General features: G+C 67.0%; 15 protein-coding genes. 11 read left to right on the forward strand and 4 right to left on the reverse strand.

Features of this window, described 5'->3' with window-relative positions:
• Positions 1-7: 7 nt before the first annotated feature.
• Positions 8-1,456 carry a mechanosensitive ion channel family protein gene (locus LH390_RS11560; protein ID WP_269961640.1) on the reverse strand — a complete coding sequence of 483 codons (1,449 nt, stop codon included), beginning with the start codon at positions 1,454-1,456 and terminating at the stop codon, positions 8-10.
• Positions 1,457-1,883: 427 nt separating this feature from the next.
• Between LH390_RS11560 and LH390_RS05045 the strand changes: the two genes are divergently transcribed.
• From LH390_RS05045 to LH390_RS05085, 9 genes are all read left to right on the forward strand, one after another.
• Positions 1,884-3,680: an acetolactate synthase large subunit gene (locus tag LH390_RS05045; RefSeq protein WP_249214541.1), complete on the forward strand. Its 1,797-nt coding sequence runs from the start codon at positions 1,884-1,886 to the stop codon at positions 3,678-3,680.
• The gene (gene ilvN, locus LH390_RS05050; protein ID WP_227282323.1) at positions 3,681-4,199 is read left to right on the forward strand and encodes an acetolactate synthase small subunit; all 519 of its coding nucleotides are present in this window, start codon (positions 3,681-3,683) and stop codon (positions 4,197-4,199) included.
• Positions 4,200-4,309: 110 nt separating this feature from the next.
• Positions 4,310-5,323, forward strand: a complete 1,014-nt coding sequence (gene ilvC, locus LH390_RS05055; protein WP_227337396.1) for a ketol-acid reductoisomerase — start codon at positions 4,310-4,312, stop codon at positions 5,321-5,323.
• A gap of 70 nt (positions 5,324-5,393) precedes the next feature.
• Positions 5,394-6,305 carry a cation diffusion facilitator family transporter gene (locus LH390_RS05060; RefSeq protein WP_227282321.1) on the forward strand — a complete coding sequence of 304 codons (912 nt, stop codon included), beginning with the start codon at positions 5,394-5,396 and terminating at the stop codon, positions 6,303-6,305.
• A gap of 60 nt (positions 6,306-6,365) precedes the next feature.
• On the forward strand, positions 6,366-8,171 hold the full coding sequence (locus LH390_RS05065) for a DUF262 domain-containing protein (RefSeq protein ID WP_227282320.1): 1,806 nt from the start codon (positions 6,366-6,368) through the stop codon (positions 8,169-8,171).
• Positions 8,172-8,308: 137 nt separating this feature from the next.
• Entirely contained in the window at positions 8,309-10,036 is a 1,728-nt protein-coding gene (locus LH390_RS05070; protein ID WP_227282319.1) for an MBL fold metallo-hydrolase, read from the forward strand.
• Positions 10,037-10,148: 112 nt separating this feature from the next.
• Positions 10,149-11,753: a phosphoglycerate dehydrogenase gene (serA, locus tag LH390_RS05075; RefSeq protein ID WP_227282318.1), complete on the forward strand. Its 1,605-nt coding sequence runs from the start codon at positions 10,149-10,151 to the stop codon at positions 11,751-11,753.
• 28 nt (positions 11,754-11,781) lie between these two features.
• Positions 11,782-12,636: a YbjN domain-containing protein gene (locus LH390_RS11565; protein ID WP_269961641.1), complete on the forward strand. Its 855-nt coding sequence runs from the start codon at positions 11,782-11,784 to the stop codon at positions 12,634-12,636.
• 98 nt (positions 12,637-12,734) lie between these two features.
• Complete coding sequence (locus tag LH390_RS05085; RefSeq protein WP_227282317.1) at positions 12,735-13,754, forward strand: 3-isopropylmalate dehydrogenase; 1,020 nt, start codon at positions 12,735-12,737, stop codon at positions 13,752-13,754.
• Here the strand turns inward: LH390_RS05085 and LH390_RS05090 are convergent.
• Positions 13,735-15,276 carry a cation:proton antiporter gene (locus LH390_RS05090; protein WP_227282316.1) on the reverse strand — a complete coding sequence of 514 codons (1,542 nt, stop codon included), beginning with the start codon at positions 15,274-15,276 and terminating at the stop codon, positions 13,735-13,737. The genes LH390_RS05085 and LH390_RS05090 overlap by 20 nt on opposite strands.
• Positions 15,277-15,303: 27 nt before the next feature.
• Here LH390_RS05090 and LH390_RS05095 point away from each other — a divergent pair, with 27 nt between their 5' ends.
• Both LH390_RS05095 and LH390_RS05100 read left to right on the forward strand, forming a co-directional pair.
• Positions 15,304-16,146, forward strand: a complete 843-nt coding sequence (locus LH390_RS05095) for a fumarylacetoacetate hydrolase family protein (protein WP_227282619.1) — start codon at positions 15,304-15,306, stop codon at positions 16,144-16,146.
• A gap of 5 nt (positions 16,147-16,151) precedes the next feature.
• A complete protein-coding gene (locus LH390_RS05100) occupies positions 16,152-16,742 on the forward strand; it encodes a class I SAM-dependent methyltransferase (RefSeq protein ID WP_227282315.1) in 591 nt (196 codons plus the stop codon).
• Positions 16,743-16,745: 3 nt separating this feature from the next.
• Here the strand turns inward: LH390_RS05100 and LH390_RS05105 are convergent, their stop codons facing one another.
• Positions 16,746-17,957 carry an alpha/beta fold hydrolase gene (locus LH390_RS05105; RefSeq protein WP_227282314.1) on the reverse strand — a complete coding sequence of 404 codons (1,212 nt, stop codon included), beginning with the start codon at positions 17,955-17,957 and terminating at the stop codon, positions 16,746-16,748.
• A gap of 65 nt (positions 17,958-18,022) precedes the next feature.
• On the reverse strand, positions 18,023-19,189 hold the full coding sequence (locus LH390_RS05110; protein ID WP_227282313.1) for an isochorismate synthase: 1,167 nt from the start codon (positions 19,187-19,189) through the stop codon (positions 18,023-18,025).
• Positions 19,190-19,244 lie beyond the last annotated feature (55 nt).

The raw sequence follows: 19,244 nt of genomic DNA on the forward strand, positions 1-19,244 counted from the left end.
CGCCCCGCTATTGTGCCTGCGTGGTGGCCTCTGGCGTCGCGCTGGAGCTGGGGGTGGGGGTGTGGCTGTGCGCCTCTTCCTCCGGCTCTGGGGTAGGGGTGGGCGTGGTGCCGGCGTTGTCTTCGGCGGGGCGCTCGGGGGTGGCGCTGGGCCGCGGGGTGCTGGGGGTGGGCTCCTCGGCCGGCGTGGTGATGGCGGGCTCCGGCGTGGGCGTGGGCGTGGGGGTGGACGTGGATTCTGAGACGGTGGGAAACAGCCGGTTGGGGGAGAGCCAGCCGTCGTCGCCCTGCCAGTCATCGTCGGCTTGGACGGTGGCCAGCTGGAGGTAAAACAGCACGCCCAGGGCCGCCACCAGCAGGGTGGTGGAGGGGCGGAAGCGGTGGCCCAGGCTGAGCGCGCCGTGCAGCTTGCCGGACTTGTTCGTGCGTATCGACGCCCCCGTCGCCCCCTCGGCGGAATCGTCCGGCTCGGGCTGCGCGGCCGCGGGGCTGGCGTCCGGCTGCGCGGGCAGCTGCGGGCTGGTGGGCGGGGTGAGCACTTCGGTGGGGGTGTCGGCGACGTCGGGGGAGTCGGCGTCGGTAAGCGTGCGCCGCAACGTGCCCGAGGTCGTGGGGGCGGAGCCATACTCTTCCCAGAATTCGGCGACGATGGCCGTGCGGATGGCGCGCTCGACCTGCCATTGGCTGCCGGGCTCTACCTGAACCATCACCCGCATCTGCATCATCCAGGGCATGCCCACCGTGGTCGGCGGGGTGACGTCCACGGCCGGGTGGATTTCCAGCGGGCCGAGGATATCGGTGGAGATGGCGGGGTCGAGGAGTGCCTGGGAGGCGCTGGCGCGGCAGCGCTCGATCGCGTCGGCAGGACTGCGCGAGCCCAGCAGCGGAACCGGAATGACCACCACCGCCCGCGACCAGTAGTTTGAGGAGTTCACGCACACCTTCGCCGTGGAGTTGGGGATGGTCACCGTCTCCTGGGCCAGCGTGCGGATGCGGGTCGCGCGCATGGTGATCTGGATGACGGTGCCTTCTACTTCAACCCCGTTGCCCTCAAAGCGCACCCAGTCCCCGATGCCGTACTGCTTTTCGGTGAGAATGAAAAAGCCGGCCATGAAGTCGGCGATGATGGATTGCGCGCCCAAGCCGATGGCGGCCGAGGCCACGGTGGCGGGGATCGCGGCGCCGGTCAGGGAGAACCCCAGCGCCCTTAAGAAGGCCACCAGGAGCAGGAAATAGGCCACCATCTGAATGATGTAGACGGCCACCCCCGTGATGGCCTGCCGGGTCTTGCCATCCTGGGAATCGTTGGACTCCTCGATATGGCGGTTGACCACCCCGATGGCAAAACGGCCAATGCGGGGGATGAGCACCGCGATGATGCACAGCAGGGCCAGGGTCAGACCTTTGTCTGAGATCCATACCCAGACGTTGTAACGCAATAAGTGGACCGGCAACATGGCGACCACCGTAGGGCCTTCGCCCTTGGATTTCCTGGACTGCGCCTGTGTGCTGCTCACACGGTGGCGCGGGGGAGTGTGGCGCCGGGAAACCCCAAGAAGGGGGTCACCAAATGGTGTACTTCGCAACCGTGTGTATACTACCCGGCATGACCATCCTTCGACTTGTAATTATCACGCCGCGGCGCTCGCCGTGACGGCTTCCTACAAGTCGACCGACAAGCGCCCTCCACAGCCCACACCCAGGCTGTGCGGGGGCTTTTGTTTTAGGTGACACCCACCCACGGTGCCGCCCGGTCATGGACCCGACGCCCACCAACAACCGAAACTGTGGACACACCCAACTAAAAGAATCGAGAGGAACCCCGTGACAGTGGAAAAAGGCAAAGCAGGCCCGCCGGGGCGCAGACACGCCGCGCCCGAGGTGATGACGGGCGCGCAGGCCATCGTGCGCTCCCTGGAAGAACTCGGTGCTGACCTGGTCTTCGGGCTACCCGGCGGCGCGGTACTGCCGCTGTATGACCCGCTGTACGCCTCTGAGAAGGTTCGCCACATCCTGGTGCGCCACGAGCAAGGCTCCGGCCACGCCGCCGAAGGCTATGCGCAGGTCACCGGCCGGGTGGGCGTGTGCATTGCCACCTCCGGCCCGGGGGCGACCAACCTGGTCACGGCCCTGGCAGACGCCCACCTGGACTCCGTTCCCATGGTGGCCATCACCGGCCAGGTGGGCAGAGGGCTGCTGGGCACCGATGCCTTCCAGGAAGCAGACATCAAGGGCATCACCCTGCCGGTGACCAAGCACAACTTCATGGTCACCGACCCGGCAGACATCCCCCAGGCGCTGGCGGAGGCCTTCCACCTCGCCGCGACGGGCCGCCCCGGCCCGGTGCTGGTGGATATTCCCAAGGACATCCAGAATGCGCAGCTGGAGTTCCACTGGCCGCCCAAGATCGACCTGCCCGGCTACAAGCCGGTCACGGCGCCGCACTCGCGGCAGTTGGCCCAGGCGGTGGACCTGATCGCGGCGTCGCGGCGGCCGGTGCTCTACATCGGCGGCGGCGTGATCAAGGCGGATGCGTCCAAGGAGCTGCTGGAGTTCGCAGAGCTGACCCAGATCCCCGTGGTCACCACGCTCATGGCCCGCGGCGCCTTCCCCGATTCTCACCCGCTGCACATGGGCATGCCCGGCATGCACGGCACCGTCCCGGCGGTGGGTGCTATGCAGCGCTCCGACCTGCTCATCGCGGTGGGAACGCGTTTCGACGACCGCGTCACCGGCGACGTCGCCTCGTTCGCTCCGGAGGCAAAGACCATCCATGCGGATATTGACCCGGCGGAGATCGGCAAGATCCGCGCCGTCGACGTGCCCGTGGTGGGCGACGCCCGCAAGGTGCTCGCTGGCCTGACCCGGCGTTACCAGGCCTCCGGCGCACCCGCGCCGGATACCTCCGAGTGGCTGGAGTACTTAGGTGGGCTGCAGGAGAGATTCCCCCGCGGCTATGAGGAGCCCAGCGATGGGGCCATCGCGCCGCAGTACGTCATTGAGACGCTCTCCCAGCGCGTCGGACCGGACGCCATTTACGTCTCCGGGGTGGGCCAACACCAGATGTGGTCCGCGCAGTTCGTCGACTTTGAGCGCCCCCGCACCTGGCTCAACTCCGGCGGGCTGGGCACCATGGGCTATGCCATCCCGGCGGCTCTCGGCGCCAAGGCGGGCGCCCCGGACAAGGAAGTCTGGGCCATCGATGGCGATGGCTGCTTCCAGATGACCAACCAGGAACTGACCACCGCCGCGGTCAACGGGTTCCCCATCAAGGTGGCGTTGATCAACAACGGCAACCTGGGCATGGTGCGGCAGTGGCAGACCCTCTTCTACGGCGGGCGCTACTCCCACACGCGGCTGCGCAACCAGGATGAGTACGTGCCGGACTTTGTGGGCTTGGCCGAGGCGTTGGGCTGCGAGGCCATTCGGGTGACCCGCAAGGAAGATGTCATCCCGGCGATTGACCGGGCACGCGAGATCAATGATCGCCCCGTGGTCATCGACTTCATTGTCAGCGAGGACTCGCAGGTCTGGCCGATGGTCTCTGCCGGAGCCTCCAACTCGGAGATTCGCTACGCGCACAACCTGCGCCCGTTCTTCGATGAGGACGACTCCGCGGCGGAGACGCCGGCGGACATTGACACCGTTGTCGCCCACGCTGACGCAGAACTGGAGGATTAAATGGACTCCCAGGCAATCAACCGCAACATCCTCAGCGTGCTGGTCCAAGACGTTGAGGGCATTATCACCCGCGTGTCCGGGATGTTTACCCGCCGGGCCTTCAACCTCGTGTCTTTGGTCTCTGCGCGCACGGAGACGGAGGGCATCAACCGGATTACCATCGTGGTCGATGCCACGGAGATCAGCATCGAGCAGATCACCAAGCAGCTCAACAAGATCGTCCCTGTGCTCAAGGTGGTGCGGCTGGAGGAGGAATCCACGGTGGCGCGCTCCCTGATGCTGGTGAAGGTCAATGTGACCAACGCCAACCGGCCGCAGGTTGTCGACGCCGCGACGATCTTCCGCGCGCGGGTTGTTGATGTCGCCCCGGATTCGGTGGTCATTGAGGCCACCGGCAGCCCGGGCAAGCTCCAGGCCCTGCTGGATGTCTTGGATCCCTTTGGGATCCGCGAGATGCTGCAGTCCGGTCAGATCGCGCTGAACCGGGGGCCGAAGACGATGGCACCCAGCAAGGGATAGCGTCTCTTGAAATGAGACGACAATCCCGTATGATGAAACAGTATTTTCAATTCGCCCGCCGTCGCCCCACACGCGCGGCTGGCACCTTCTAGAAGGGAACACCCTCACTCATGGCAATCGAAGTGCTTTACGACGCCGACGCCGACCTGTCCATCATCCAGTCCCGCAAGGTTGCGGTCATCGGCTACGGCTCCCAGGGCCATGCCCACGCCCAGAACCTTCGCGATTCCGGCGTTGAGGTGGTCATCGGTCTGCGCGAGGGGTCCCGCTCCGCAGACAAGGCCCGCGAGGCCGGCTTTGAGGTCAAGTCCAACGCGGAAGCCGCCGAGTGGGCCGACGTGGTCATGATCCTGGCCCCCGACACCACCCAGGCCTCCCTCTACAAGGAGGACATCGCCCCCAACCTCAAGGACGGCGACGCGCTGTTCTTCTCCCACGGCCTGAACATTCACTTTGACCTGATCACCCCCGCCGAGGGCGTCACCGTGGGCATGGTCGCCCCCAAGGGCCCGGGCCACCTGGTGCGCCGCACCTACGTTGACGGCAAGGGCGTGCCCTGCCTCATCGCCGTGGACCAGGACCCCAAGGGTGAGGGCCGTGAGCTGGCGCTGTCCTACGCCGCCGCCATCGGTGGCGCGCGCGCCGGCGTTATCCCCACCACCTTCCGCGAGGAGACGGAGACGGACCTCTTCGGCGAGCAGGCAGTGCTCTGCGGCGGCCTGGAGTACCTGATCATGTCCGGCTTCGAGGTGCTCACCGAGGCCGGCTACGCCCCGGAGATGGCCTACTTCGAGTGCCTGCACGAGATGAAGCTGATCGTGGACCTCATCTACGAAGGCGGCATTGGCAACATGAACTACTCCTGCTCCGACACCGCGGAGTGCGGCGGATACCTCTCCGGCCCGCGCATCATCGATGCCGGCGCCAAGGACCGCATGCGCGATGTGCTCAAGGACATCCAGGACGGCACCTTTGTCAAGCAGCTGGTGGCCAACATTGAGGGCGGCAACAAGGACCTGGAGTCCCGCCGCGCCGCGATCGCGGAGCACCCGGTGGAGAAGACCGGCGCTAAGCTGCGCGACCTGATGAGCTGGGTGAAGAACCCGCTCGACGCCACCGCCTAAGGCCACAGGCTAGACACGCCTATTTTCAATAGGTTTCCAATAGTGGTTGTGGTGGACTAGGCTGCCAGACATGGGCAGCCACCATCACCACCATCATCATCACCCCGACTCCCACGCACCCGGCTCACTGGGCGCGTTGGTCGGGGTGATTGTGCTCACTACGGTCATCTTTCTGGCCGAGTTAGTCGCCGGCTGGCTGTCCGGCTCGCTCGCCCTGCTGTCTGACGCCATGCACATGCTGTCTGACTCCACCGGCCTGATCCTCGCCCTGGTGGCCATGCTGGTCGGCCGGCGCGCCCCAACCCCCCAGGCCACCTACGGGTATCGGCGCGTCGAGGTGCTTGCCGCCCTGCTCAACGCCATCACTGTGACCGCGGTGTGCGTGTGGATTGTCATCCAGGCCGTCGCGCGGCTGCACCACCAGGAGCCCATTGACACGGGCATGATGCTCATCGTTGCGGTCATCGGCTTGATAGCCAATGGAGCCTCCGCGCTCATCCTGGCCCGGCGCAGCGGCGGCAGCCTGAACATGCGCGGCGCCTACTTGCATGTGCTGTCAGACCTGCTCGGCTCCGTGGCCGTCATCGCCGCCGGACTGGTGATCGCCTGGACCGGATTCCAGGCCGCGGACACCATTGCCTCGGTGCTCATCGCCTGCCTCGTGGTGCCGCGGTCGCTGGGGTTGGTGCGGGCGTCGATAAGCGTGCTTTTAGAGCGCGCACCGGCCGACGTGGATGCCCGCGACGCCGCCCGCGCGCTGGAGCGCATCCCCGGCGTGATCGCCGTCCACGATCTCCACATCTGGACCACCGATGGAACCACGGTGCTGGCGAGCTGTCACCTGGTAATCGACACGGAGACCACCACTGGATGCGCGGTCCTCGACGCCGCCCAGCGCCGCCTTCATGACCGCGGTATCCAGCACTCCACCATCCAAGTGGAACACCCCGGACACCGCGATCATGAAACCGTATGTCATTAAAATATAAACACACCCACCGGCGGGTTTAGGCGCCCTACTGGCAACGCTAAGATAGCCCCCATGGGATTTTCCACGCCTAGTTACGGCCTGAACGATCTATTCGTCCGCATTGATCGGGGAGAGTTGCAGCTTCCCGATTTTCAGCGCAAATACTCCTGGGGAGTTGACCGAATTCGCTCCCTCATCGTCACAGTTTTGCGCGGATATCCGGTCGGATGCTTCATGGCGTTGGACACCCGCAACACCCCCGTGCGTTTCCGCCCCCGCCCCTTAAGCGGCGCGCCCGATACCGGAGCCACCCCGGGCATGCTGCTTCTCGACGGCCAGCAGCGCCTGACCACCCTGTACCACTGCCTGCGCGGGGACGGCTACGTCGACAGCGTGGACTACCGCGGCCGGCCCGTGCGCCGCACCTTCTACGTTGACCTGCGCCGCGCCACCCAGGCGGACGTGCTGCCGGATGAGGCCGTCTTCGCCGTCGACGAGGACGGCAACGTGCGCTCCCACTTCGCGCCAGAGATCCCCGGTGGACTGCCAGACCGCGAGGCTGCGCTGCGCCACCACTGCATCCCGGTCTCCACGCTGCTGCGCGACGACGCCACTGACTACCTCTTCGACCTCATCGGTGCGGACAGCGAACACAACCGCGACGAAGTCAAAGACTTCTTTACCGACACCGTCAACCCGCTGGCCGCCTACACCGTCCCCGTCATCCGCGTCTCCCGGGAAACCGCCCGCTCCGGCGTGGGCTCCATCTTCGCCCAAGCAAACTCGGCAGGCCTCCAGATGGACGTCTTTGACCTGCTCACCGCCGTGTTCGCCGCAGAAGATGAGACCTTCTCCCTGGCCGAGCACTGGCAGCGCGTCGAACGCGACCTGCGCAGCTACCCGGCACTCGACGCCGTGGACCGCACCGCGTTCCTCACCGCGGTCTCCCTGCTGGTGACCAGCCGTCGCGGACACGCGGCCGGCAACCGGGAAGACATCCTGGAACTGAGCCTGGAAGACTTCCTCGACGCCTCCGAGGACCTGCGCATCACCCTCAAGGAGTCCGCCGAATTCCTCCTCCAGCGCTGCATCTTTGACCTCTCGCAGGTGCCCTACGCCCCGCAGATCATCCCGCTGGCCGTCATCCTCGCACGGCTGTCCGATACCCCCGGGGCGCTGTCGAGCTCGCACGCCTGGGACCGGCTCAACCAGTGGTTCTGGTGCGGCGTGTTCGGCGAGCTCTATGGTTCGGCCGCCGTGGTAAACCGCATGGCCCGCGACGTCGACGAGGTCACCGGCTGGGTGCGCGGGGACGTCGACGACACGCCAAAGACCGTTCGCGACGCCGCCTTCCACCAGGACCGGCTCTACTCCGCCGACGCCGACTCCGGCGTGTACCACGGCCTCTACGCGCTGCTCATGTCCCGCGGCGCGCGCGACTGGCGCACCACCGAGCCCTTCGACCGCTGGACGGTAGGCGACCTGCACCCCACCTACGCCCAGATCTTCCCGGAGAAGTGGTGCGTCGACCATGACATCGACCCCGCCTTGGCCCGCTCCGCGGTCAACCGCACCCCCATGGGCAAGCGCACCGAGGTCGTCCTCGACGGCTATGATCCGGCGCGCTATCTGCCGCGGGTGCAGTCCAAGTCGCTCATGGAGGATGATGAGTTTGATGCGGTGCTTGCCTCCCACGAGCTCGACCCCCAGCTGCTGCTGCGCGGCAAGGCCCAGGAGTTCTTCGCCGATCGCGCAGAACGCCTCTACGCCGTCATCGCCGCAGCCATGGGCAAAGAGGTCGTCCGCGACGACCGCGAGGGCGCGGGCCCCGAAAAAGAGCGCGACGCCGCACCTGCTGAATCCGCACCTGCTGAATAGTGCCACCAACGCCCGACTAACTCTGCTGTGTTGGCAGGGTCGGCTGTGTTAGCTGTGTCGGCTGTGTCAGCGAAGCAACTGAGAAATACCCCCGAGAACACCACCGTGAAGAAGACTGAGAAAGGACACCCCACCCGGTGAAATTACGACAGGTTTGGGCCGCACTGGCCGCAACGGCGTTGTGTGCCGGCACGCTCACCGCGTGCACTGACGCTGATCCCGGCTCCCAGGCGGCCGCCACTGCCGTACCGGACTCCCTGGAGCAGGCGCGCACGGAAAACCGTGCCCACAACGTTGACCAGCGCTTTGGCAGCGCCCCCACGGTGGTGGCAGACCCCACCAATAGCGGGGTGGAGGCCACCAAGATCTTCTTCGAGTCCTCAGAAACAGCCGTGGTTTCCGGGCCCTCCGACGCTGACCAGCTACGCGCGGCCAGCCTAGCGATCACTGCCCACGCCCCCGTGCTGCGCTGGACTCCGGACACGGCGGAGAAGGTCACCGCGGAGCTACACCGGCTGGGGGTGGGCAAGATCCTGGCAGTCGGAGAGGTCGACCCGGCAGGAGTGGACTCCGCGTTTGGCACGGACGCCCAGGTCATCGTGGATCCCGGCACTTCGGCCGCGCTCAGCGACCTGACCAGCCTGGAGTTTGGCCAGGAGGAGGTCAACACGCCGGCCCAAATGGTCGCCGCCGCGGCCAAGTTTGACGCCAAGAACCCCGTGGAGCTTCAGGCCGTGTGGGAGCCGCGGCCGGCCCAGGAGGAGGCGACGTCGACCGCCACGCAGGAGCGGGTGGCCGCCTTCCCGGTGCAAAGTGCCCAGGACGGCCAGGTCGCCCCTGTGGTGGTGGCGGCCCCCCAGTCCTCGGTCATTGAGGTTGCTACGGCCCGCGCCTATGGCACCACGATTCGGGTGATGGATTATCCGGATCCCCGGATCAATGAGACCGCGCACAAGATGGTGGTGGGCCTGGATGATCAGCCGCTCATCGCCTTAGGCGCCGGGTTTGGGGACTCCCAGCAGCTGTCTCGCAAGATTCAGCTGGCGGATCAGGCCAGCGCCAAGGGGCAGGAGCTGCCCGGCGGCGGGAACCTGGTGTTCCCGGGCCGGCGCATGATTGCCCTTTATGGGCATCCCTCCGGCGGTGCGCTCGGCGTGATGGGGGAGCGGGACCCGCAGGGTTCCGTGGACTACGTCAAGGACCTGGTGGCCCAGTATCAGCCGTTAGAGCCTGATCAGAAGGTCATCCCGGCGTTTGAGATCATCGCCACGGTGGCCTCGGAGTTTCCCGGTGAGGACGGCGATTACTCCAACGAGGCGGACCCGGAGGAGCTGATCCCCTACATTGACGCGATCGTTGCGGCCGGCGGCTATGCCGTGTTGGACCTGCAACCTGGGCGGGCGAACTTCTTGGACCAGGCCAAGCGCTACGAGGAGCTGCTCAAGCGGCCCAACGTGGGCTTGGCGTTGGACGCGGAGTGGCGCATCGGCCCGGATGAGGCCCCGCTGTCGCGCGTGGGTCATGTGGAGGCGGCGGAGGTCAATGAGACCTCCGAGTGGCTGGCTCGACTGGTGTCGGATAATCAACTGCCGCAGAAGGCTTTTGTGCTCCACCAATTCCAGCTTCAGATGCTTCCGGACCGGGATAATATTCGAACCGATCACCCGGAGCTGGCGTATGTGTTGCATGCGGATGGCCACGGGGTCGCCGAGGAGAAGTTTGGCACCTGGAATGCCATGTTGCAGGGCCTCAACCCGTCCTGGTTCATGGCGTGGAAGAACTTCTTCGATGAGGATAAGCCGATGTTTACCCCGCAGCAGACCTATGATGTTGCGCCGCGGCCGTGGTTTGTTTCCTACCAATAAGGGTGGTTAAACCCAAAACGGCAGAATTTCTATTTTCAAGCAGGTAGACTCCAGCCCACCGGGGCGCGCGCCGGCGCGCCCCTCAAGCCGTGTATGGAGGAGTCGAGAGAATATGGCCGCGTCCAACGCCAGCCCTGTGGTAGTCATTGCTGATAAGTTGTCCCAGTCCACCGTCGATGCCCTGGGCGGCGGCGTGGAGGTGCGATGGGTCGATGGGACGGACCGTGACGCCCTGCTTGAGGCGGTGGGGGATGCGCAGGCGTTGTTGGTGCGCTCGGCAACCCAGGTTGATGCGGAGGTGTTGGCCGCCGCGCCGAACCTGGTGATTGTGGGCCGGGCCGGGGTGGGCCTGGATAACGTGGATATTGATGCCGCCACCGAGCGCGGCGTGATGGTGGTCAATGCTCCGACGTCGAATATCCACTCGGCCTGCGAGCATGCCATCGCGTTGCTGTTGGCTACGGCCCGGCAGGTGCCGGCTGCGGATGCCAGCCTGCGCGGCGGCGAGTGGAAGCGCTCGCAGTTCAAGGGGGTAGAGATCTTTGGCAAGACCGTGGGCATCATCGGCTTCGGCCACATCGGCCAGTTGTTTGCCCAGCGTCTCGCGGCTTTTGATGTGGAAAAGATCCTCGCTTTTGACCCGTATGCCAACCCGAGCCGCGCCGCTCAGCTGGGCGTTGAGCTCACGGAGCTTGAGGATCTAATGGAGCGCAGCGATTTTGTGACCATCCACCTGCCCAAGACCAAGGAAACGGCCGGGATGGTCAACGCGGAGTTGTTGGCGCACGCCAAGGAAGGGCAGATCATCATCAACGCCGCGCGCGGGGGGCTTGTCGACGAACCCGCGCTCGCCGCCGCGATCACCTCCGGGAAGATCCGTGGTGCCGGTGTGGACGTCTATGCGTCTGAGCCGTGCACGGACTCTCCGCTGTTTGCGCTCGATGCGGTGGTGGCCACCCCGCACCTGGGTGCCTCGACGGTAGAGGCGCAGGATCGTGCCGGCACGGACGTTGCGGCTTCGGTGCTCAAGGCGCTGGCCGGCGAGTTCGTCCCGGATGCGGTCAACGTGTCCGTCGGCGGGCGCGTGGGCGAGGAGGTGGGCTCCTGGCTGGACCTGGCTCGCAAGCTGGGCCTGCTGGCGGGCAAGCTGCTCGGAAGCGCGCCGGATGCCCTGACGGTGCAGGCGCGCGGCGAGCTGTCCACGGAGGACGTGGATGTGCTGGGCCTGTCGGCGCTGCGCGGGTTGTTCTCTGCGGTGACGGACGCGGGTTCGGTGACGTTTGTTAACGCCCCGCGCATCGCGCAGGAGCGCGGCGTGGAGCTGACGGTGACCACCGCCACGGAGTCGGTGTCGCACCGTTCGGTGCTGGAGGTTAAGGCAATCGGTGCGGATGGGGCGTCGGTAAGCGTGGTGGGTGCGCTGACGGGCCTGGAGCATGTGGAAAAGATCGTGCGCATCAACGGTCGCAGCGTGGATATGCGGGCGACGGGGCGCAACCTGTTCCTGCGGTATACGGACGTGCCGGGCGCGCTCGGCCGGGTCGGTTCGGTGCTGGGCGATGCCGGGATTAATATCGCGGCGGCGGCGCTGACGCAGACTACGCAGGGCCAGCCGGCGACGTTGATTCTGCGGGTGGAGGCGGAGGTGCCTCAGGAGTTGGTGGACCGGATTTGCGCCGACCTGGGCGCGACGGCCATTCAGCTGGATCTGGGGTAGTTTCCTGGGGGTTGCTAGGGTAGGCCCCATGAGTGGACAGTCTTTCCTACCCGGCACCTCCCAGGATCTGGGGGCGTTTTGGCTTGTCGCGGGGCAGGCGCCTGCCGGCTGGCAGGCGTGGGAGGCCGTGTGGGCGGGCCAGCTTGATGCGCGCGATTATGTGCGCGCCGTGGCGGTGGCTAATGCGCTCAACGGCGCGCAGCCGTGGCCGGGGGTGCGGATTACTGGGGCGGGGGGCTCGGATGTGGGGGCTGCGGTGCATGAGCAGGCGGCGGTGGAGGCGCGGGCCCGGGTGGTGCATCCGGAGCCGCGCGATGCCGCCCAGTCTCAGGCGCTGTGGTCCGCGGCGGTGACTGCGGGGCGTCGGCTTGCCCGGGAGATGGCGGCGCAGTTTCCGGATCGGGAGGTGCCGGCGTTGCGGCGGGATGCGGCGGGGAGTTCGGATGCGCCGGACGGCACCGCTGCGGACCCTTCTCCCGCCGCGGGGATCACGCGCGAGCGGGTGGCGGCCTGGTTTGAGCAGCGCGGAATAGCAGAGGTGCCCTTTGATGAGGAGGCGCAGGTGGTGGCGCTGTCTTTGGAGGGCACGGCGGTAGATATTGATGTTTCTGACCCGGCGGTGCTCAGCGTGCGGTTATGCGCGCTGGTGCCGGGGGCGGCGAACCCGGATCCGGGGAGGCTGGTGCACCTGGCTAATCGGGCTAATGCGCGCCACAGTCTGCCCACGTCCACGGTGATAAGCCAGGATGGCGGCTGGTGGGTGGCCTCCCAGGTGGTGGTGCCCGCCGGTGCGGGCCTTGATGATGCTCAGGTGGACACGGCGATTCATGATGCGGTGCTGGCGGGTGCGGCGCAGTTGCGCTCGGTGATGCACCGGCTCTAGGGGTGTTGGTGGAAGGTGCGCCGCAGTGACTAGGACTGCCCCCTCACATCCTGTATGGTGGGATCCAATACCCACTATGTGAGAAAGGCCAGTTGATTATGAAGATCGCCGTAATCGGGGGCGACGGCATCGGCCCGGAGGTCACCACCGAGGCCCTCAAGGTGCTGCGCGCGGTTCGCCCGGACGTGACCACCACGGACTGCGACCTCGGCGCCGCGCGCTACCTGCGCACCGGCGAGCTGCTCACCGACGCGGACCTGGACCAGCTGCGCGAGCATGACGCCATCTTGCTGGGCGCCATCGGCGCGCCCGGCGAGGTGGCCCCCGGAGTGCTCGAGCGCGGCCTGCTGCTCAAGATGCGCTTCGCGCTGGACCACCACGTCAACCTGCGCCCCTCCCGGCTCTACCGCGCGGAGCACTCGCCGCTGCGCGATCCCGGCGAGATTGACTTTGTGGTTGTCCGCGAGGGCACCGAGGGCCTCTACTGTGGCAACGGCGGCGGCCTGCGCGTGGGCACCGAGCACGAGGTGGCCAGCGAGGTCAGCCAGAACACCCGTTTCGGGGTGGAGCGGGTGGTGCGCGATGCATTCGCCCGGGCTGCGGTGCGCCGCGGTCATCTCACCCTGATTCACAAGCGCAACGTGCTGGTCAACGCCGGCGATCTGTGGTTCCGCACCGTCCAGGAGGTCGCGGAGGAGTTCCCGGATGTGGAGGTGGATTACAACCACATCGACGCCGCGACCATCTACATGGTCACCGATCCGGGCCGCTATGACGTCATTGTCACGGACAACCTCTTCGGCGACATCATCACCGACTTGGCCGGCGCGGTCACCGGCGGCATCGGCCTGGCGGCTTCCGGCAACATCGATGCCTCCCGCACCAACCCTTCCATGTTCGAGCCCGTCCACGGTTCCGCCCCGGACATCGCTGGTCAGGGGATTGCGGACCCCACGGCCGCTATTCTGTCAGCAGCCCTCATGCTGCGCCACCTGGGCGACGACGAGGCCGCTGCGCGTATCGACGCCGCCGTGGCCGCGGACATCCTCGCCCGCGACACGCAGGACGTGCGCACCGCTGAGGTCGGCGACCGCATTGCTAGTGCCGTGCAGCAATAAGCATCCTGTCGATGGACTCAAGCACCTCGTCCACGTAGGCGGGGTTTTGCCCCCGCTCGCGGCGCGCAGACAGCATCTCATGTTGTGAGGCGATCAGCGCCCCGGTGCGCACCTGGCGGGCGCGCTCGCGCCAGTGGGTCAGCTCCTCGCTGTGGTGCTCGGCGTGCTCGCCGAACTGGATGCGGATCCACCGTTGCATGGAGTCCCGGACGGTCTCCGGTAGCTCCTCGGCCTCGTGCATGATGTAGGCCTTGGCGGCGTCCTGGGCGCGGGTGCGCAGCCGCTCGATCGCCTGGTCGCCCGCGGCGTCGGGGCCGTGCTCAAGGTCGAGGACCTTCATCAGCTGCGGCAGGGTCAGACCCGGAAGCACCATCGTGCACAGCAGCACCACCAGGGCGATGACCGAGGCCTCATGGTGCAGGCTGCTGGCGGCGTGTGCGGGGATGGACAACACCAGCGCCAACGTCACCAGCCCGCGCATGCCGGCCCACGCCATGAGCAGCACCTCTTGGAGGCGCAGCGGGGCGGCAAACTCGCGCTTGCGCTTGCGGTTCATGTGGCAGGTCCACCACAGCCACGCGAAACGCACGATGAAGGCGACGGCGGAGAGCACCACGCCGATCCACACCGCGTGCCACAGCTCCGCGCCAACCTCCTCGATGGCATCGCGCACGGTCAGGCCAATGAGGCCGAAGGCCACGCCGGTAAACAGCATTTCCACCGTCTCCCAGAAGGCGCCGCCGGAGAGGCGGTCTTCCGCGCCCAGCGTCGCCCGGGAGTTCATCTCCACGGCGGCGATGACAATGGCGATGACGCCGGAGCCGCCGATCTCCTCAGCGACGATGTAGACCACGAAGGGCAGCACCCACGTCAAGGCGTTTCGGGCGGCCACGTTGTCAATGTGATCATTGGCCCACGCGGCGGTGCGCCCAATGCCCAAGCCCAAGGCCACGGCCGCAAGGATGGACCACAGGAAGCTGCCGGCCCCGTGGACGAAGGAAAGCTCAGAGCCCGCCACGGCCGCGCCGAGCGCCACGTGGAAGGTGACAATGGAGGCGGCGTCATTGAACAGCCCCTCCGTTTGCAAGGTGGTGGTGATGCGCTTGGGAATGCCCACCGGCTCCGCAACCGCGTCCACGGCCACCGGGTCCGGCGGGGCGAGCGCGGCCGCCAGGGCGATGGCCGCCGCCACCCCAAGCCCCGGCACGAGCAGCAGCGCGGTGCTTGCCAGCGCGGCGATGGTAATGAACACCAAAATCACCGACATGGAGATGATGGTGGACATCTGGGAACGGATCACCGACCATGACGTCCGGCGCGCCAGCGCCCACAACAGCGGGGGCAAGAAGATGGGCAGCATGAGCTCCGCCGGGATCTCCGGGGCGGGCAATCCAGGGATGAGCAGCGCCCCAGCCGTGAGTAGCGTGAGCAGGACGGGCCACGGCAGGCCCAGGCGATCGCCCGCGGCCACGACGATGACCGTGCCGAGTAACAAGCCAGCGATCATGAGGAGAATGGTCATAGCAGAAGTATATGTAGCATGAACTCCATGCGTTTTGGACGAGTAGCTACACCAGAGGGAATGAGTTTCTGCGTCATCGAATCCGCTGCGCCGCAGGAGGCAGACGCAGCGGCACGCGACGGGGCGGCGCAGGAAGACAACTTGATCTGCCGGCAGATCACCGGCACGCCGTTTACCCCGCCCACCTTCACCGGCAAGGAGTGGCCGCTTGAGCAGGTCAAGCTGCTGGCCCCCATGCTTCCGGGCAAGGTGGTAGCCATTGGGCGCAACTATGCGGACCACGTGGCTGAGGTGTTTAAGAAGTCCGCTGAAACGCTGCCGCCCACCCTGTTTATCAAGCCGCCCACAGCGGTCATCGGGCCGGGCAGCCCCATCAAGATCCCGGAGTTTGCCACCAACGTGGAGTTTGAGGGCGAGCTGGCGCTGATCATTGGCAAGCCGTGCAAGAACGTCTCCGCACAGCAGTGGCGATCGGTGGTCCTGGGCTACACGGTGGTCAACGATGTGTCCTCCCGCGACCTGCAGTTTTCTGATGGCCAGTGGGCCCGGGCGAAGGGAATTGACACGTTCTGCCCGTTGGGCCCGTGGGTGGAAACGGACCTGGATGCCATCGATCCGACGGACCTTCCCATCCGCGCGCGCCTGACCCACGACGGGGTGACCGAGGTCAAGCAGGATTCCAACTCCAACCAGATGATCATGGACTTAGGCCAGATCATCGAGTTCATCACCGCGTCGATGACCCTGCTGCCCGGTGACGTGGTGTGCACGGGTTCGCCGGCAGGCACGGCGGAGATGGTGCCGGGAGATTTCATCGAGATTGAGATCCCGGGCATCGGTAAGCTCGGCTCTCCGGTGGAGCGGGCGTAACGGCGATGGGACACACGGGAGCGAACCCCAGCGTTGAAGAGCTGGAGCAGTTTTATCAATCCCACGAGCAGCTGTGGTCCGGCCAGCCCAACTCCACGCTGGTGGATCTGGTCAGCACCCTGGGCTTGACCCCAGGTACGGCGCTGGATATCGGCTGCGGGGAGGGCGCGGATGCCGCGTGGCTGGCCGAGCAGGGGTGGCAGGTCACGGCCATTGATCCCGCCCCCACGGCCGCGCGGCGCACCGCGCAGCGCGTGCCGCAGGCCACGGTCAAGGCGCAATACTTGTCCGAGTGTGCCGGATCTGCGGGCGCCTATGACCTGGTGTGTTGCTCCTACGGGCAGCTGCCGGCCACGGATGCGACGCTGCGCGACCTTGCCCAGGTGGTGCGCCCCGGCGGGATATTGGTGGCGCTGCACCATGATCTGGACAAGCTCACAGACGAGCACGTGGCCATGCCGCAGTGGTTGGCCGACAACCTGAACGGCTGGCAGTGCGTGCGCGCCGGTACGGCGCAGCGCAGCGTGGCCACCGGCGCGGGGGCGCACCACCACGATGACGTCTACGTGGTGCTGCGCCGCCCGGACAGCGCTTAACTGTTAGCGCTCGAGCGCGCCGTCGGCCAGGCTGATCAGCCGGGACAGGACGCCGCCGTTGCTGGAGCGCAGGCCGGAGTGCTCGTGGGTGCTCGTCACCCAGGTGCGCACCCCGGGCACCAGCGCCGCGGTGTCCAAGGAGTAGCTCAGCGGCACAAAGGCGTCATTGACGTAGACGGCCGCGGCGCCGCGGGCTCCGGACTCGCGCAGGGCAGAGGCGCTATAAAGCGAGGGCCACTGCCAGGCGGCGAGCTGTTCGGTCAGCTGCTTCCAGGGCTTGAAGGCGGGGACGGTATCCAGCCACTCGGGGTCGACATGCTCGCCGGTCAGCAGGGTGGGATCATCGCGGAAGTCCTGCGGGCAGACGCGCTGGGCGGCCCAGTTGGTGGCAAAGCCGTCCGCATAGGAGGACTCGTGGAGGACGTAGTAGAGCGGGTTGCGCCCGGTGTAGGGCAGCGCGGCGGCGATGTCGTGGGCCAGGGCGGCGCTGCCGGGCTCGAAGTCCAGGATGGAGCGCAGCCGCAGCCAGCCGGCGTCGGAGCCGAGCAGAAGGCCCAGGCTGCGCAGCCGCGAGAGGCTTAATACCTCCCCGTCGGGCAGGACGATCTTGCCGGCGGTGGTGGCCTCGATGAGCTTTTCCATGCGGTCGCGCCCGCCATAGCGGCGGTAGAACTCCTCGGAGTGGGCGCGCATGGAGTCATAGGTGGTGGCGTAGATCTCTGCGGGGTCGGTGCCTACAGCAGACAGCCCGCCGGTGAAGTAGACGCGGTCGAGGGATTCGGGGTGGACCGAAAGGTAGTGCAGGGTGCTAAACCCGCCGAAGGATTGGCCCAGCACGGACCAGGTCTTCGCGCCCAGGTGCTCGCGGAAGGCTTCGGCGTCGCGGATGATGCCGTCGGCGCGCAGGTGGGACAGGTATTCGGCATCCCAGCCGTCCGGGCTTGACACGGGTGTGGAGCGCCCGGTGCCGCGCTGGTCGAGCAGGACGACGCGGTAGCGCTTCAAGGCGGCATCCATCCAGCTGGGCCAGGGCCGCGGTGCTTCGCAGCCGGGCCCGCCCTGGAGGAAGACCAGGTAGGGCAGGTTGTCGCCGGGGTGGCGGTCGGCTACGCGGGCGAAGACGTCGATGGTGCGGGCGTCTGCGGCGTCGGGGGACAGTGGCAGGGTCAGGGTGTGGTCGGTGACGGTGACGTCACCAATGCGGTAGGTCTCCATGGGGCCCAAGGCTAGCGTGCCCATCAACCGCCGGCTTCCGGCACGCTGGGAGCCGGCGCGGGGGACTATCCCAGCCCGAGGGCGCGCAGCATGGTGTGGAGCTTCGCGGTGGTTTCCGCCAGCTCGGCCTCCGGGTCCGATTCTGCGACGATGCCTCCGCCGGCCCAGGCCCGCGCGCGGGTGCCGCCGGCGGAGATCTGGGCGCAGCGGATGGCCACCATGTATTCGCCGTCGCCGTTGGCGGTGCACCAGCCGACAGCCCCGGCGTAGAAGCCGCGGTCTGTTTCGATGGTGGCGATGACGTCGGCGGCCGGGTCGGTGGGTGTGCCGCAGATGGCGGGCGTGGGGTGGGTGGCCAGCGCCAGCTCCAGGGCGGTGGTGTTTGGTTTGACGGTGCCGGTGATGGGGGTGGCCAGGTGCCACATGTCCTTGGTGCAGGTCAGTTCGGGCTGGTCGGGGATGTGCAGTTCGGTGCACAGGGGGGTCAGGCAGGCGCGGAGGTGGTCAACCACAAAGCGGTGTTCGGCACGGTCCTTGGCGGAGGCCTGGAGCTGTGCGGCCGCGGCGCGGTCAGCTTGCGGGTCTCGGTGGCGCGGGGCGGAGCCGGCCAGCGGGAAGGCGCTGACGGTGGTGCCGTGGCGGCGGACCAGGACTTCGGGGGAGGAGCCCACGAGGTGGACGCCGCGGTAGCGCGGTCCTGCGGGGGTGAGGTCGACGCACAGGCCGTCTTTGTTGGGGGAGGCGTCGATGAGCCGGGAGGCCACCAGCAGCGGGTCGATGGGGGAGTCGAAGGCGATGTCTACGGCGCGGGCAAGGACTACTTTGTCCAGGCGGGAGTGGGCGATGGTGGCCACGGCGGCTTCTACTCGGCGGAGGTGTTCTTCTTCCTCGGGGTCTTCGTCGATGATGCGCCCGCCGAGCGCGCGGGTGTCCGTGCGGTAGTAGGCGTGCGGTTCCAGCGGCCCGTCGGTGATGGCGAAGGTTGCTGGGGTGGTGAGGGCGGCGGCGTCGTCACGCGAAAACGGCAACGCCCCGACGACGATGTCCGCCTCACCACGGTGCAGTGCGTCCACGGCGGCCCACGGGTCCTGGAAGGTCGCTGCCGTGCCCTGTGCGCGCACAGAGCGGTGTGCCCGGGACAGCAGGAAGTCCGGGGCGCTGGCGGGACGCGACGGGCTCGCCTGAGAATCAGGAAGGGGCTCGGGCAGGGGCTCGGGCAGGGACGCAGACATGAGGAAGAAGTCTAATAGGCGGCCGCGGCGGCGGCGACTGCCGGGCAGACCTGGC

The organism is Corynebacterium uberis (assembly GCF_020616335.1).
GTDB classification, from domain to species: domain Bacteria; phylum Actinomycetota; class Actinomycetes; order Mycobacteriales; family Mycobacteriaceae; genus Corynebacterium; species Corynebacterium uberis.